This window comes from Streptomyces sp. NPDC058650, from assembly GCF_042717315.1.
In the GTDB taxonomy this organism is placed as follows: domain Bacteria; phylum Actinomycetota; class Actinomycetes; order Streptomycetales; family Streptomycetaceae; genus Streptomyces.
Genome location: NZ_JBHXRL010000001.1, coordinates 217,183 through 231,899, shown reverse-complemented (window position 1 = coordinate 231,899; position 14,717 = coordinate 217,183). Strand labels below are relative to the sequence as shown.

Annotated in this window: 12 protein-coding genes; 8 read left to right on the top strand and 4 right to left on the bottom strand. The window is 72.8% G+C overall.

The features are described 5' to 3' along the window. The first annotated feature begins 1 nt into the window (after window position 1). The 7 genes from ACFWWU_RS01130 to ACFWWU_RS01100 all read left to right on the top strand — a co-directional run bounded on the left by ACFWWU_RS01130 (window position 2) and on the right by ACFWWU_RS01100 (window position 9,245). Complete coding sequence (locus ACFWWU_RS01130) at window positions 2-1,972, top strand: tetratricopeptide repeat protein (protein ID WP_384137565.1); 1,971 nt, start codon at window positions 2-4, stop codon at window positions 1,970-1,972. A 39-nt stretch (window positions 1,973-2,011) separates the two neighbouring features. Then, window positions 2,012-2,470, top strand: coding sequence for a hypothetical protein (locus ACFWWU_RS01125; protein WP_384137563.1), 459 nt, complete (start codon window positions 2,012-2,014; stop codon window positions 2,468-2,470). After that, window positions 2,467-4,455 (top strand): tetratricopeptide repeat protein, encoded by a 1,989-nt coding sequence (locus ACFWWU_RS01120; RefSeq protein WP_384137562.1) that lies wholly within the window; start codon window positions 2,467-2,469, stop codon window positions 4,453-4,455. Before ACFWWU_RS01125 ends, ACFWWU_RS01120 begins: the two co-directional genes overlap by 4 nt. A gap of 115 nt (window positions 4,456-4,570) precedes the next feature. Further along, entirely contained in the window at window positions 4,571-5,842 is a 1,272-nt protein-coding gene (locus ACFWWU_RS01115; protein WP_317596756.1) for an aspartate kinase, read from the top strand. Further along, window positions 5,839-6,915, top strand: coding sequence for an aspartate-semialdehyde dehydrogenase (locus ACFWWU_RS01110; RefSeq protein ID WP_384137560.1), 1,077 nt, complete (start codon window positions 5,839-5,841; stop codon window positions 6,913-6,915). Before ACFWWU_RS01115 ends, ACFWWU_RS01110 begins: the two co-directional genes overlap by 4 nt. A gap of 264 nt (window positions 6,916-7,179) precedes the next feature. Next, window positions 7,180-7,908: a SigE family RNA polymerase sigma factor gene (locus tag ACFWWU_RS01105; RefSeq protein ID WP_384137558.1), complete on the top strand. Its 729-nt coding sequence runs from the start codon at window positions 7,180-7,182 to the stop codon at window positions 7,906-7,908. Beyond that, on the top strand, window positions 7,905-9,245 hold the full coding sequence (locus ACFWWU_RS01100) for a hypothetical protein (protein WP_384137556.1): 1,341 nt from the start codon (window positions 7,905-7,907) through the stop codon (window positions 9,243-9,245). The genes ACFWWU_RS01105 and ACFWWU_RS01100 overlap by 4 nt, the downstream gene beginning before the upstream one ends. A 15-nt stretch (window positions 9,246-9,260) precedes the next feature. Here ACFWWU_RS01100 and ACFWWU_RS01095 read toward each other — a convergent pair whose 3' ends face one another. Continuing rightward, window positions 9,261-10,001, bottom strand: coding sequence for an SURF1 family protein (locus ACFWWU_RS01095; RefSeq protein WP_384137554.1), 741 nt, complete (start codon window positions 9,999-10,001; stop codon window positions 9,261-9,263). A 252-nt stretch (window positions 10,002-10,253) separates the two neighbouring features. Beyond that, window positions 10,254-12,086: a prolyl oligopeptidase family serine peptidase gene (locus ACFWWU_RS01090; RefSeq protein WP_384137552.1), complete on the bottom strand. Its 1,833-nt coding sequence runs from the start codon at window positions 12,084-12,086 to the stop codon at window positions 10,254-10,256. 62 nt (window positions 12,087-12,148) lie between these two features. Between ACFWWU_RS01090 and ACFWWU_RS01085 the strand changes: the two genes are divergently transcribed. After that, window positions 12,149-12,979: a class I SAM-dependent methyltransferase gene (locus ACFWWU_RS01085; protein WP_384137550.1), complete on the top strand. Its 831-nt coding sequence runs from the start codon at window positions 12,149-12,151 to the stop codon at window positions 12,977-12,979. A 70-nt stretch (window positions 12,980-13,049) separates the two neighbouring features. On the opposite strand, the gene ACFWWU_RS01080 is transcribed toward ACFWWU_RS01085, so the two are convergent. Then, on the bottom strand, window positions 13,050-13,340 hold the full coding sequence (locus tag ACFWWU_RS01080) for a DUF6191 domain-containing protein (RefSeq protein WP_384137549.1): 291 nt from the start codon (window positions 13,338-13,340) through the stop codon (window positions 13,050-13,052). Window positions 13,341-13,393: 53 nt separating this feature from the next. Then, window positions 13,394-14,425: an Lrp/AsnC family transcriptional regulator gene (locus ACFWWU_RS01075; RefSeq protein WP_384137547.1), complete on the bottom strand. Its 1,032-nt coding sequence runs from the start codon at window positions 14,423-14,425 to the stop codon at window positions 13,394-13,396. Window positions 14,426-14,717: the final 292 nt, after the last annotated feature.

Sequence of the window (14,717 nt, the reverse complement as noted above, 5' to 3'; positions counted from 1 at the left end):
GATGGCAGGGACGGTGGACGCGTCGGGTGACCGGTCGGTCGCGGCGGGCCGGGACATCAAGTCGGTGCACACCGGCGACCGCGTGACCGTGCTGCCGTCGGAAGCGCTCACCGTCTCCGCGTCCGGGCTGGTCCATCTCCCCGAGCGCACACGGCTGTTCGTGGGCCGCGCCCGTGAACTGGCCCTGCTGGACGAGGGTTCGGACCTCCAGGTCATCTGCGGACTCGGCGGCATCGGGAAGTCGACGCTCGCGGCGCGCTGGGCGGCGGACCGGGTGGCCGACCACACCGTCGTCTGGTGGATCACGGCCGAGACGCCCGCCGAACTCGACGCGGGACTCGCCGACCTGGCCCGGGCCATGCAGCCGGGCGTCGTGGGTGCCCTGCCCGAAGACGCCCTGCGCGAGCGGGCGTTGCAGTGGCTGGCCACGCACGACGACTGGCTCCTCGTCCTCGACAACGTCTCCGCCCCGGCCGACCTGCGCCCCCTCCTCGCACGGGTGGGGCGCGGCCGGATCGTGGTCACCTCGCGGCGGTCGAGCGGCTGGCAGGACGTCGCGCGGACGGTGGTCCTGGACGTCCTGGGGCCGGAGGAGGCGGCGGAGCTCTTCACCGGGGTGTGCGAGGCGGCCGACGACGGACTGGGGCCGCTCTGCGCGGAGTTGGGGTACCTGCCCCTCGCGCTCAAGCAGGCCGCCGCCTACTGTGCGGAGGCCGGCATCACGCCACGCACGTACCTGGGACTGCTCGCCGAGTACCCGGGCGAGATGTTCGCGGCGACGGCGGAGGGCGGCGAGGCGGCGCGGACGCTGGCCCGTGTCTGGCAGGTGACGCTGGACCGGCTCAAGGACACGCCACGGGCCGTCACCGTGCTCCACGTCATCTCCTGGTGGGCGCCTGAGGGGATTCCGCGCTGGCTCCTGGACCCGCTGGGGACGCCGCTGGAGGTCACGGAAGCCGTACGGCGGCTGGCCGCCCACAGCATGATCACGCTCCGGGGCGGGGAACTGTCCGTTCACCGGCTGGTGCAGGCGGTGGTCAGGGCGGACCCGAGGAAGGTGACGGGGATCGTGCGCGAGCTCGCCGCGAACCTGCTTCAGGCGGGCATCGTCAGCTCGGAGGTCGGCGCCGACCGGCGCGTCATGATCCACGTGGAGGCGCTGGCCGGGCACGCGGATCCGAAGCAGGACATCGCGGTGGAGGCCAAGCTGTTCCAGGTGGCCGGCACGTTCTTCGGCATGGACACGGCCGTCAGCCGAGCCCTGCCTCTCTGCGCGCGTGCGGTGGAATCCCTCCGCCGGATCCACGGCCCGGACCACCCGGAAACCCTGGACGCGGTGCAGAGCCTCGCCCTGACCCTGAACATCGAGGAGCTCGGGGGCCGGGCGGCCACGGAAATGCTGACGGAGGGCTTGGCCAACTGGCTGAGTGTCCTCGGACCCGACGATCCGCGCACGCTGTCGGCCCGTGGGCACCTGGCCCGCGTGCTGCGGATGGGCGAACCGAAGCGGGCGGATGCACTGCTCCGGGAGAACGCCGGGGAGTGCCACCGTGTCCTGGGCCCGAGGCATCCGCAGACCATCCAGGCCCGCTACGAACTGCTCCTGGCCGAGTCCGGTGAGGACGTCGAGGTGACGGCGCTGGAGGAGCTCGTCGCCGACGCCGAGCGCGCGGATCCCCGGCAACCCACCCTGTGCGACGTCATCAAGCGTGCCCTGATGGCCCGCCTCTCCATCGCCGGGGACATGGAGCGCGCACTCGTCCTCGCGGCGGAGGCCATCGAGGACTCCCGCCGTCGCTACGGCGCCGAGGACTCGCGTAGTTTCCTGCCGCGTCTGGCCGAGGTCGACGTCCTCGTCGAGGGCGGGCAGGTGGAGCGTGCCCGCCTGCTGAGGGACGCGCTGCTGGAGGACTGCCTTCGGACCATCGGGGAGTGCGAACTGACGCGGTTGGTGCGGGAGACGATCCCCTAAGCCCCCACGGCGCATCCTCTGTGCTGCCATCATGAACGCATGGCAGCGCAGATGCGGGGACGGTCAAAGGCAGTGCTGTGGACGGGCGTTGGCGTCGGCGTCGTCGGGATCGGCGCGCTGGTCGCCGTCGCGGTCGTCGACCTGGGGAAGGCGGACCAGCTCGCGAGCGTCCTCGGCGCCGTCCTGGCGGCCGTCGGTCTCGGGCTCTCCCTCTGGGGGCAGTTCGGGGGCGGTGGTGCGACCGCACCGGCTCCGGCCGCCGCCCCGGTCGTGACCGCCTCGGGCGCGGGCGCCGTCGCCGCCGGCGGCGGCATCGGGTCCGCGGCGACGGGCAGCGGTACGAGCCCGGCACCCGTCCCCGCGACGCCCGCCCCGACTCCCACGGCCCCCGCCGTTCCTCCCGCCCCCGCCCCCGCCCCCGGCTCTGTCACCGCATCCGGTGACCGGTCCGTCGCGGCGGGCGGTGACATCGGGAGCGTGTCCACCGGCGACGCGTGAGCGGGGGCGTCTCCGCCTCCGGGGACCGGGCCGTCGCGGCCGGTGGGGACATCGGGTGGGTGCACACCGGCGACCGGGTGACCACGCTGCCTCCGGAGGCCCTCGGGCCGGTGGTCTGCCCGCCCGGGCTCGTCAGCGTGCCCCGCAAGGCCGCCCACTTCGTGGGACGCGGCGAGGAGGGCGACCTGCTCGACCGGGAGGCGGAGACCGTCGTGATCTGCGGCCTCGGCGGCGTCGGCAAGTCGTCGCTCGCCGCCCGCTGGGCCCTCCGGCAGGCGGCGCACCGTAACCCCGTCTGGTGGATCACCGCCGAGAGCCGGGCCGACGTGGACGCCGGACTCGCGGACCTCGCCGGCGCGATGCAGCCCGCGCTGATCGGCGTACTCCCGCAGGAGGCCCTGCGCGAGCGGGCGTTGCAGTGGCTGTCGGCCCACGACGGCTGGCTGCTCGTCCTCGACAACGTCACCGACCCCGGGGACGTCGCGGGCCTGCTGGCCCGGACCGGCCGGGGGAGGATCGTCGTCACGAGCCGGACGACGGACGCCTGGTACGGGATCGGGCAGGTCCTCACGCTGCCCGTCCTGCCGGCCGCCGAAGCCGTCGAGCTGTTCACCCGCGTCGCCACCCACGCCGGCCCCCGCGACACCACCGGCGCCGAGCGGCTCTGCGAGACCCTCGGGCAGCTGCCGCTGGCCGTCGAGATCGCCGCCGCGTACTGCGGGCGCACGGCCACGCCCCCGCTCGACTACCTGGCGGAGCTGGGCCGGAGCGGCGGACTCGGCAACGCGGAGGAGGCCGTCGCCCGGACCCTGCGCGTCACGTTGAACCGGCTCTCCGCCACGGTCCCGTACGCGGCGGGGATCCTCCGCCTGCTCGGCTGGTTCGCCCCCGACCGCATTCCCGCGCTGCTCCTGCCGCCGTTCCCCGGCGTCCGAGAGGCGCTCGGGGAGCTGGCCGGGCACAGCATGATCACCCTGCACGAGGACGGCTCGGTGTCCGTCCACCGGCTCGTGCAGGCCGTCGCCCGCCGTCCGCCCCCCGGGGACGAGCATGAGCAGCGGGAGGCGATCGAGCGGGCCCGCAGGCTCGCGGAGACGGCATTCGGGGTCGCCGCACCGCTGGACGACGTGGACCCGGCCCACTGGGAGACGTGGCGGGTGCTGTTCCCGCACGTCGAGGCGTACCTGAGGTGCACCGACCCCGCGGGGGACGGCGAGACCCTGCTTCCCGTGCTGGCCGCCACGAGCGGGTACCTGAGTCTGAACGGGCTGTACGAGGAGGCGGTCGCCGTGGCCGAGCGCACACTGGTCGGCTGTGAGCGGCTGTTCGGCCCGGACGATCCGACCGTTCTCGGGCTGCGCGGCGCGCTGGCCGAGACCCTCGCCTCGGCGGGACGCGCGGACGAGGCGATCGAGGCGGCGGCCGCGGTGGTGCGGCGCACGACCGCGGTGCTGGGAGCCGACGACACGAACACGTTCAAGGCGCGGTGCTCCCTCGCGAAGGCCCATGTGCAGGCCGGGCTGCTCCACAGGGCGGTCGCCCTTCAGGAGAGCGTGCTCCAGGACATGGTCCGTGTCCTGGGCGCGAAGGACCGGGAGACGCTGATGGCCTGCGCCGAGCTCGCCGGGATCTACCGGGCCTTGAACCGGACCCGCGACGCCGTCTCGCTGGGCGCGTACACGGCGGCCGAGATGAGGGTGGTCCTCGGCGAGGAGGACGTGGACACCCTGGTCACCCGGATCAACCTGGCCGGCCTGTACGCCGGTGCCGGCGTGACCGACCGGGCCCGCGCCGACTACGCGGAGCTGCTGACCGTCTGCGTACGCCTCCTCGGCGACGACCACCCGTACACCGTCCACGTACGCGAGGCCCTCGACGCGCCATGGCTGGACGACGCGCGGGGGCCGAGTCACGCGGAGGGGCCAAGCGGCGCGGAGGGGCCAAGCGGCGCGCAGGGGCCAAGCGGCGCGCAGGGCCCCGAATGATCACCCAGTGAGCGCATCGTCTCACCATCCGATATCACGTAGGCGTTCTCGGGCCGCTCGTTAGACTGAGCCGATCGCAGCGCCGGCTGCGGCACACACTGAGCGAGGAGCGCACGTGGGCCTTGTCGTGCAGAAGTACGGAGGCTCCTCCGTTGCCGATGCCGAAGGCATCAAGCGCGTCGCCAAGCGGATCGTGGATGCCAAGAAGAACGGCCACCAGGTGGTCGTCGTGGTTTCCGCGATGGGCGACACGACGGACGAGCTGATCGATCTCGCCGAGCAGGTATCCCCGATCCCTGCCGGGCGCGAGTTCGACATGCTGCTGACCGCCGGAGAGCGGATCTCCATGGCCCTGCTGGCCATGGCGATCAAAAACCTGGGCCACGAGGCCCAGTCGTTCACGGGCAGCCAGGCAGGTGTCATCACCGACTCGGTCCACAACAAAGCGCGCATCATCGATGTCACGCCGGGCCGGATCCGCACCGCCCTCGACGAGGGAAACATCGCCATCGTCGCCGGCTTCCAGGGTGTGTCCCAGGACAAGAAGGACATCACCACGCTGGGCCGTGGCGGTTCCGACACGACGGCCGTGGCGCTCGCCGCCGCGCTCGACGCCGAGGTCTGCGAGATCTACACCGACGTCGACGGTGTGTTCACGGCCGACCCGCGCGTCGTGAAGAAGGCGAAGAAGATCGACTGGATCTCCTTCGAGGACATGCTGGAGCTCGCCGCCAGCGGCTCCAAGGTGCTGCTGCACCGGTGCGTCGAGTACGCGCGTCGCTACAACATCCCGATCCACGTCCGCTCGTCCTTCTCGGGGCTGCAGGGCACGTGGGTCAGCAACGAGCCGCAAGGGGACCGCAAGGTGGAGCAGGCCATCATCTCGGGCGTCGCCCACGACACCTCCGAGGCGAAGATCACCGTCGTCGGCGTGCCGGACAAGCCGGGCGAGGCCGCGGCCATCTTCCGCGCCGTCGCGGACGCCGAGATCAACATCGACATGATCGTGCAGAACGTGTCCGCCGCCTCCACCGGCCTGACGGACATCTCCTTCACCCTCCCCAAGGCCGAGGGCCGCAAGGCCATCGACGCCCTGGAGAAGGCGAAGGGCGCGATCGGCTTCGACTCGCTCCGCTACGACGACCAGATCGGCAAGATCTCCCTGGTCGGCGCCGGTATGAAGACCAACCCGGGCGTCACCGCGGACTTCTTCAAGGCGCTCTCCGACGCGGGCGTGAACATCGAGCTCATCTCGACCTCCGAGATCCGCATCTCGGTCGTCACCCGCGCCGACGACGTCAACGAGGCCGTGCGCGCCGTCCACTCCGCCTTCGGACTGGACAGCGACTCGGACGAGGCCGTCGTCTATGGAGGCTCCGGCCGATGACGCCGAAGCCGACGCTCGCGGTCGTCGGTGCGACCGGAGCCGTCGGCTCGGTGATGCTCCAGATGCTCACGCACCACGCGGACGTCTGGGGCGAGATACGCCTGCTCGACATCCCGGGCCCGGGGACGGCGGTCGGCTCCAAGGCCGCCGTCCGCGGGGTCGAGTGCGAGATCCTCGCGCTCGACGAGGAGTCCGAGGAGTCCTTGGACGGCGTCGATCTGGCGCTCTTCCTCGTGCCCGAGGCGGTGGCGGCGCGGTGGGCGCCCGTCGCCGTCGCCAAGGGCGCCGTCGTCGTGGACACCTCCGCGGCGTTCCGGGGCGACCCGGACGTGCCGCTCGTCGTCCCCGAGGTCAACGCGCACGCCGCGCGCGTACGCCCCCGGGGCATCGTCGCGAGCCCCGGCTGCACCACCCTCGCGCTGATCGCCGCCGTGGGCGCCCTGCACGCCGAGTTCGGGGTCGCCGAACTCGTCGTCACCGCCCAGCAGGCGGCGAGCGGTGCCGGCGCCGGGCAGGCGGGCGTCGACGCGCTCCGCACACAGCTCGGCCTGGTGGTAGGCGGCGGCGAGCTCGGCACCCAGCCCGGCGACGTACGCCGGGCCGTCGGCGAGCACAACGGGCCGTTCCCCGGGCCCCTCGCGCTCAACGTCCTGCCCTGGTCGGGCACGGCCGGCGAGGACGGCGGCTCCTCCGAGGAGGAGCGCGTCCGGGACGAGACCCGCAGGGTCCTCGGGCTGCCCGCGCTGCGGATCGCCGCGACCTGTCTGCGCGTGCCCGTCGTGAGCGGCCACTCCGTCTCCGTCCACGCGCGTTTCGAACACCCCGTCACCGTCGGGCGCGCGCACGAGGTCCTGGCGACCTCGCCGGGCGTCGTGCTGTACGACGATCCCGCGGCGGGCGACTTCCCCACCCCGGCCGACGTCGTCGGCACCGATCCCGCGTGGGTCGGACGGGTGCGGCGCTCGATGGACGACGAGCGCGCGCTGGACTTCTTCGTCTGCGCCGACAACCTCCGCAAGGGCGCGGCGCTCAACGCGCTGCAGATCGCGGAATCGGTTGTCACAGATTTGTAGGATCTGTGAAGGCGCTGTGAGCAAAAAGGCGTCAGATACCTCTTGAACTGCGGTGATTCCGTGTTCGACGATGCTCTTCCCCCGTGTTGCAACCACGAGTTGGCTGGGGCGCGTCTCTGCGTTCACTCACCATCGTGTGGCGCGGAACACGCTGCGAAAGCGGGGTATCGGGGGAGAACGGGTACGCATGAGGACATACGGGTCACCGTCGATTTCGGTGGCGTACGCGTACAACCCTGGCGGGGGGAGGCGTGTCCAACAGGCGTGGCAGAGGTACTCGACATCGCGACCATCGCTCCGCTGCGCGGCGTGGGCACAGCGGTGCTCCCCGTGCGGAGCGCCGCCGTCATCCCCGTACGCGGCTCCGCGGTCCGTCCGTTCGGACGTCCGCGCGGACTCGGCGGGATGCCGGTGATCGCCCCCGTGCCCGCCGGATCCCGCACGATAGCGGTGGAAGGCATCCCGTCTCCCCGTACGAGCGCTGAAGGGGCCATGGCCGCCGGCACCACCGTCGACCACCTGACCGAGACCTACCGCGCCCACTACCGGTCGCTGCTGGGCCTCGCGGCCCTCCTCCTGGACGACACGGCCTCCTGCGAGGACGTGGTCCAGGAGGCGTTCATCCGCGTCCACTCCGCCCGCAAGCGCGTCCGCGAGCCCGAGAAGACGCTCGCCTACCTGCGCCAGACCGTCGTGAACCTCTCCCGGTCCGCGCTGCGCCGGCGCATCCTCGGCCTCAAGCTGCTGTCCAAGCCGATGCCGGACATGGCCAGCGCGGAGGAGGGGGCGTACGACCAGCTGGAGCGGGACGACCTCATCAAGGCGATGAAGGGGCTTCAGCGGCGGCAGCGCGAGGTGCTCGTGCTGCGGTACTTCGCGGACATGACGGAGGCCCAGGTCGCCGAGACGCTCGGGATATCGCTGGGTTCGGTGAAGGCGTACGGTTCGCGGGGCATCGCGGCGCTGCGCGTCGCGATGGAGGCGAACGCATGAGCCACGAGAAGGACGAGCCCCGTGCCGAGGGCGACGCCGGTGATGAACGTGACGACCTGAGTGGACGACGGATGCCGAACATCGAGCCCGATTCCGAGCCCGATTCCGAGCCGGACTCAGCGCCGGCTTCCGAGCCGGACGCGGAGCACGACTCCGGGGCCGAGTCGCGCGCGGATGCCGTGGGTGCCGTGAGCGGTCCGGGTTCCGTGCGCGACCTGGGCGATGTGAGCCATGTGAGCGACCTCGGTGACGAGCTCGCGCTGCGGCGGTTGCTCCACGGCGCCGTCGCGGGCCTGGAGCCCACCACCGGCTCGCTGGACCACCTGCGCCGTGCCGTGCCCGCGCGGCGCGCCCGCAAGCGGCAGGCCGTCGTCGGCGCCGCCGCTGCCGCCGTCCTCATCGGGACGGCCGTGCCCGCCTTCGTGCACGTCGCGAACTCGGGCGGGATCACCGCCGCCAACCCCGTGAACGCGGGCCACGGCGAGGACGCCCAGGGCGGCACCGGAGCCGAGACGGGCGTCGAGGGAGGCCAGTCCTCCCAGTCCCCGGCGACCCACGTCTCCCCCAGCCAGGGCACGGCCGACGGGGCCACGGGCAAGCCGGAGCGGACGGAGAGCGGCACGAGCACCACCGGACCGCGCGCCTCCGAGATCCCGGTGATCGGCGACTCGCCGCGGTGCGAGCCCGACCAGCTCGGCGTCAGCGCGACCCAGACGAGCGGCCCCGACGGCTCGGGGAGCGTGTACGGCACGTTCCGCGTCGCCAACGTCTCCGGGCAGAACTGCGTCGTGGACGGCAGCGGCATCGTCAGCTTCGAGGCCAGGGGCGCCGCCGACCCGGGCCGCATCTCGGTCGTCCGGCACACCGCGGGGGACGGCAGCGGGCTGCCCGATCCCGCGCAGGAGGCGTCCGTGCTCCTCCTGAAGCCCAACGGCTCCTACGAGGTCCGGTTCGCCTGGTTGCCGAGCTCGACCTGTCCGACGGCCGGGGGGACCCCGACGACCGAGCCGACTCCGACGGAGCCGACGACCGTGCCGCCGACCACGACGCCCCCGACGGAGCCGACGCCGACGGAGCCGCCCACCACGACGCCCGCGACGACGGAACCGGCCACCCAGGACCCCGGTACGGGGACGGGCACCGGCGGGGACACCGGAACCGGCACGGACGCGGAGGCCGGGGTGGAGCCGCAGCTGCTCCGGGAGGACGGCGGGCCGGCGGACGGTAGCGTCTCGGTCAGCCACACCGCGGAGCCGGGCGGCCCCGTCGCCGTGGCGACCGTCCCGAACGCCTGCGCGGGCACGATCTACCGGACCGGCATCCTCGCGGGCCCCTGAGGCGGCGCGCCGGTCCTACAGGCCCAGCGCCTCGTCCCGGGAAGCCTCCGCCTCGCGGCGCACGAGGCGGAACCACATGAAGAGGACGAAGCCGGCGAAGACGAACCACTCCGCCGTGTAGCCGAGGTTCTGGAAGGCCTTCACGTCCAGACTCGTCCCCGCGGCGGCCGCCGCCGGGACCGGCGTGAGCCCGGCGGGGGAGTCCGTGAGGGTGATCCAGGCGTCGTAGACGTCGTCGGTGACCACGTTCACCAGAGCCGCCGCGCTGATCATGCCGAGCTGGTCCTCGGGCAGGCCGCCCGCGGTGTGGACGCCCTTCGTGCCCGGGTTCTCCGAGGCCTGGAGCGCGCCCACCACCGTGACCTCGCCGGCCGGCGGGGCCGGGGCCTTCGCGCCCGTGGGGAGCCAGCCCCGCACCACCGGCAGGGACAGACCGCCGTCCGTCTTCAGCAGCGTCAGGACGTACGAACCGGTCCGGCCGTCCAGGTCGCGCTCCGGGACGAGGAACTGCTCCCCGAACCGGCCGCGCGCCTCGGCGGGCCGCCCCGACGTCTTCTGGTCCACCGGCAGGAGCGTGTCCAGCGGCGCCGCCTCCAGCGAGCTCGCGGCGGGCCGCTGCTCGGCCTCCTGATGGGAGTCGACGCGATCCTCGAACTTGCCCAGCTGCCAGGTCCCCATGAACACGCAGAACGGGATCGCCAGCAGGACGAAGACGTTGATCCCCCACCAGCGGGGCGTTGCCAGGAACCGGTACACACCCCCACGGTACGCAAGCGCGCCCCGCTCCCCGACGGCCGGGTCCCCGGGGGGCCCTAAGGCCTGTCGTTTGGATCATGCCGGGCTCGCGGCGCCTGGCACCGCGCCTCGCCGCGTTGTCGTCACTCGCCGACGTCCCCCGTAGCCCTTCGGGCACGGGAGGTACCCCCACCACGTCGACTCCCTCCTCCGCCTTGCGATGCACGCCACCAGACGCCGCTCCCTGATCCGGCCTGATCCAAACGACAGACCCTAGACGGTCCCCAGGTGCTTCGCGGCGAAGGCCAGGTCCAGGGCGACCTGCTTGATCCGCTCCTCCACCACGAGCGAGCCGTGGCCCGCGTCGTACCGGTACACCTCGTGGACGGCGCCCCGGGCGGCGAGCCGGTCCACGTAGTTGTCGATCTGCCGGATCGGGCAGCGCGGGTCGTTGACGCCGGCCGAGATGTGCACCGGGGCCTTCACCGCGTCCACGTACGTCAGCGGCGACGAGGCCGCGTACCGCTCGGGCACCTCCTCGGGCGAGCCGCCGAGCAGCGTCCGGTCCAGCGCCTTGAGGGCCTCCATCTCGTCCTCGTACGCCGTGACGTAGTCCGCGACCGGGACCGCGGCGAGACCGACCGCCCAGGCGTCCGGCCGCGTGCCGAGACCGAGGAGCGTGAGGTAGCCGCCCCACGAGCCGCCGGAGAGGACCAGCCGCGCCGGGTCGGCGAGCCCGCTCGCCACCGCCCACTCGCGGACCGCGTCGACGTCCTCCAGCTCGATCAGGCCGACCCGGTGCTTGAGCGCGTCCGTCCACTCCCGGCCGTAGCCCGTCGAACCCCGGTAGTTGACCCGCACCACCGCGTACCCGTGGTCCACCCAGGCCGCCGGGCCCGAGGCGAAGGCGTCGCTGTCGTGCCAGGCCGGGCCGCCGTGCACCTCGAAGACCGTGGGGAACGGCCCCTCGCCCTCGACGGGGCGCTGTACGAGGGCGTGGACCCGGCCGCCGGGCCCGTCCACCCACACGTCCTCCACGGGCACCGACGGCGGCGCCTTGGGGCCGGGAGGGTCGAGGACGATCCCGCCGTCCGTGGAGCGCACGACCGGCGGCTCGGCCGCCGAGGACCACAGGTACTCGACGCTGCCGTCGGGCCGGGCCGTCGCGCTCGACACCGAACCGGCCGGGGTGTCCACCCGGACCAGGGCGCGCGTGGCGATCTCGTACCGGAAGAGCTCGCTGCGGGCCTCGAAGCTGTGCACGATCAGCAGGCCGGAGCCGTCCGGATACCACTCGGCCGACACGTCGCCCGGCAGGTCGAGCCGCAGGTCGGTCTCGGTGCCCGCCGCCACGTCCCAGAGCATCGGCTCCCAGCGCCCGCGCCGCTGGTGCGCGACGAGCAGCCGGGAGTCGCCCGCCAGCGGAGCGAAGCCGAGGACGGCGAGCCCGAGCTCCTCCGTGCCGCCCTTGGTGTCGTCGAGGTCGGCCAGCACGCTCGCGTCGGCGGCGCGCAGGACGCGCAGCGCCGAGTGCATCGCGTCCCCGTGCTCCGTGTGCTCGATCGCGATCAGCGACCCGTCGTGCGAGAGGTCGCCGACCCCGGCCGACTCGCGGTGCCGGTAGATCTCGACCGGGGCGCCGGCCCCCGGGCGTACGAGATGGACCGTCGAGCCGTCCTCGTCCGTGGAACGGCCGATCACCAGCGTCCCCTCCCGGCCGATGGCGAGACCGCCCGGATAGGAGGCGTCCAGGCCGGGTACGGCGGGCTCGTCCGCGCCGCCCCCGAACGGCTGGCGCATCCACACCCCGAACTCGTCCCCGTCGGTGTCCGCGAACCACCAGATCCACGCGCCGTCCGGGGAGAGCGTGCCGTCCGTCGTGCCGTTCGGCCGGTCCGTGACCTGCCGCTGCTCACCGCTCGCCCGGTCCCAGGCGTACAGCTCGTACGTCCCCGTGGCGTTGGAGACGAACAGCGAACGGTCCGGGGCCTCCTCGGCCCACTCGGGCAGGGAGACGCGCGGTGCGCGGAACCGCTGCTCCCACACAGGGGTCTGCTCCCACGCCGGGGTCCGGGTGAAGTCGTTGCTCTCAGTCATGACACCCATCATGCTCCGCCCGGCCGACAATCCGGTCGCGTCGTCCGCAACCTGTGGATAACCTCGCGGACATGTACTCCCCGACCCCTGAGGACTGGCGCGAGGCCAATCGCGCACGCTGGGACGAGCGCGTCCCGATCCACGCCTCCGGCTCCTTCTACGACCTCGACTCCTTCCGGGCGGGCAAGGACGCCCTGCGGGATTTCGAGCTCGCGGAGGTCGGTGACGTCACCGGACGCTCCCTGCTCCACCTCCAGTGCCACATCGGCCTGGACACGCTCTCCTGGGCCCGGCACGGCGCCGCGCACGTCGTCGGCCTGGACTTCTCCGAGCCGGCCGTCGAGACCGCCCGTTCGCTCGCCGCCGACCTGGGGTTCTCGCAGGACCGCGCGGCCTTCGTCGCCGCCGACGTGTACGACGCCGCAGAGGCCGTCCCGGACAGCTCGTACGACATCGTCTACACGGGCACCGGGGCGCTCAACTGGCTGCCCGACATCGAGCGCTGGGCGGAGACCGCCGCCTCCCTCGTCGCCCCGGGCGGCTTCCTCTACGTGGCCGAGTTCCATCCGCTCACCGACTCGCTCGACGACGAGACCGGCAGCCGGATCGTGAACGACTACTTCGTCCGCGAGCCGTGGGTGGACACCACCCCGGGCACGTACGCGGACCTCGACGCCGACACCGTCCACAACCGCAGCGTGGAGTGGGTGCACCCGGTCGGCGAGGTCGTCACGGCGCTCGCTCGGGCGGGCCTGCGCATCGAGTCGCTGCGCGAGCACGACGCCTCGCTGTACCCGCGCTACGGCGCGCTCCAGCGGCACGAGGACGGCTACTACCGCTTCCCGGCCGACCGTCCCCGGATCCCCCTGATGTACTCGATCAAGGCGACCCGCCCCGCCTAGAGCGCGACCCCTACGACCCGCCTCGCCTAGAGCGCGACCCCTACGACCCGCCTCGCCTAGAGCGCGACCCCTACGACCGGCCGAGCCTGATGACGGCGCGCCCGCCCGTCAGATCCACCGTCGAGTGGTGCGGCGGGGCGCCGTCCTGCTCGTCGTCGCGCATCACGAGGGAGCTCTGCCGCTCCTTGAGCTCGTTCTGCTTGCCCTGCGAGAACGTCGCGTGCAGCTGCTCGAAGCCCGTGGAGGAGACCTGGCCCGTGCGCTTGCCGCGCCCGGTCGCCCGCAGCAGCTGGTCGGCGAAGGCCACCACGGTCAGCAGGATGACGAGGCCGGGCAGCGTCACGAACACGGCGAATCCCATGGCCCCATGAGACCACGCGGGGCGGTACGGAGGAACGGGCGGACCGACCGGCCTCAGATCGTCACGTCGGGCCGTATGTGGTGCGTGCGCCGTCCGTCCGGGCCGAGGACCTGCGCCCCGATCTTGTGGGTGCGCAGGGACACCTGGGTGCCCGTGATCCGCAGCGTGGGGGCGGCCCGTACGAGCGTCGCCGTCACCTCGTGCAGTTCCTCGACCGTACGGAGCCACATCGCGAGCGCCAGGTTGTGCGGTCCCGTCACCGAGGTGATCACACGGGTGTGGCGCAGCCGAATCAGCGCCGCCACCGTCGCCGCCACCTCAAGGGGCGGGACGTCGGCCGTGACCAGCGCCCACACCGGGCGCCCGGAGAACCTCGGGGCGGGCAGGCAGTGGTGGTGCATCGCGCCGGCCGCCATGAGGGCGTCGAGCCTGCGCCGTACCGTCGACTCGCTCGTGTCGCACTGCCGGGCCAGCTCGGCGGCGCTGCGGCGGGCGTCCCCGGCCAGTTCCGCGACCAGCTTGCGGTCGAGGTCCGTGAGGGGAGTCTGCGAGCGGGCGGGCGAACGCACCCGCCGGTCCCCGCCCGTGGCCTCCGCGAGGTGCTGGACCTGTCCCGGGGCGAGCTGCTCGATCCGTGACCGGTACGGGCGGTTGTGCAGCCGCGTCACGACCTGCGTACGGGAGCGCAGCACGCCGGGCAGCGGGCGCACCCGGCCCGCGAGGTAGGCGTCGAGAGCGTAGAGATCCGGGCAGACCACGAGCAGCACGAGGTCGGCGTCGCCGGTCACCTGGTGGACGCCGAGGGTGTACGGATCGTCCGTGAGCTCGATCGCGGTGGCCTCGGCGGCGCCCGCGGCGCATTCCAGCTCGACCCAGGCGTGCAACGTGGTGTCCGCGCCGCGGGCGGCGATCAGTGAACTCCAGGCCCAGCCGCCCGTGGTGAGGTGGTCCCAGCGCCGGGCGAGCGTGTCGGGGCTCGACCCCAGGACGGCCGACAGCTGGGTCCAGCTGGCGCGCGGCGCGATCTGCAATGCGTGGATCAATGACAGATCCGCCTCTCCCAGGACGGATTCCCGGGTACGCATATGCCTCCTTGGCCGATCCCTGGGAAACCGTGGGTGTGGGCGACAGGGCGCCCCAGGATGTGGACTGGGGCATATGCATTCAAGCCGTAGTGGCGATTGTTCGCCATTAAGGTCGGCATAAGTCCCGGAAACGGACAGGAAAAGACAGGACAGAACGGGACAGGGTGGTACGGGGGATGGAATCCATGGGGCACATGGGGAATCCGAAGAGCCCGCGGAGTACGAGGAGTGCGAGAAGTACCAGGAGTACCAGAGGGAGCGGAGGCACGGGTAGTACGAGGCTCCCCGCGAG

Excerpts from the sequence above, each read along its gene's own strand:
- ACFWWU_RS01110 (WP_384137560.1), top strand. The coding sequence starts at position 5,839 with ATGACGCCGAAGCCGACGCTCGCGGTCGTCGGTGCGACCGGAGCCGTC.
- ACFWWU_RS01100 (WP_384137556.1), top strand. The coding sequence starts at position 7,905 with ATGAGCCACGAGAAGGACGAGCCCCGTGCCGAGGGCGACGCCGGTGAT.
- ACFWWU_RS01090 (WP_384137552.1), bottom strand. The coding sequence starts at position 12,086 with ATGGGTGTCATGACTGAGAGCAACGACTTCACCCGGACCCCGGCGTGG.
- ACFWWU_RS01125 (WP_384137563.1), top strand. The coding sequence starts at position 2,012 with ATGGCAGCGCAGATGCGGGGACGGTCAAAGGCAGTGCTGTGGACGGGC.
- ACFWWU_RS01075 (WP_384137547.1), bottom strand. The coding sequence starts at position 14,425 with ATGCGTACCCGGGAATCCGTCCTGGGAGAGGCGGATCTGTCATTGATC.
- ACFWWU_RS01085 (WP_384137550.1), top strand. The coding sequence starts at position 12,149 with ATGTACTCCCCGACCCCTGAGGACTGGCGCGAGGCCAATCGCGCACGC.
- ACFWWU_RS01130 (WP_384137565.1), top strand. The coding sequence starts at position 2 with ATGGCAGGGACGGTGGACGCGTCGGGTGACCGGTCGGTCGCGGCGGGC.
- ACFWWU_RS01080 (WP_384137549.1), bottom strand. The coding sequence starts at position 13,340 with ATGGGATTCGCCGTGTTCGTGACGCTGCCCGGCCTCGTCATCCTGCTG.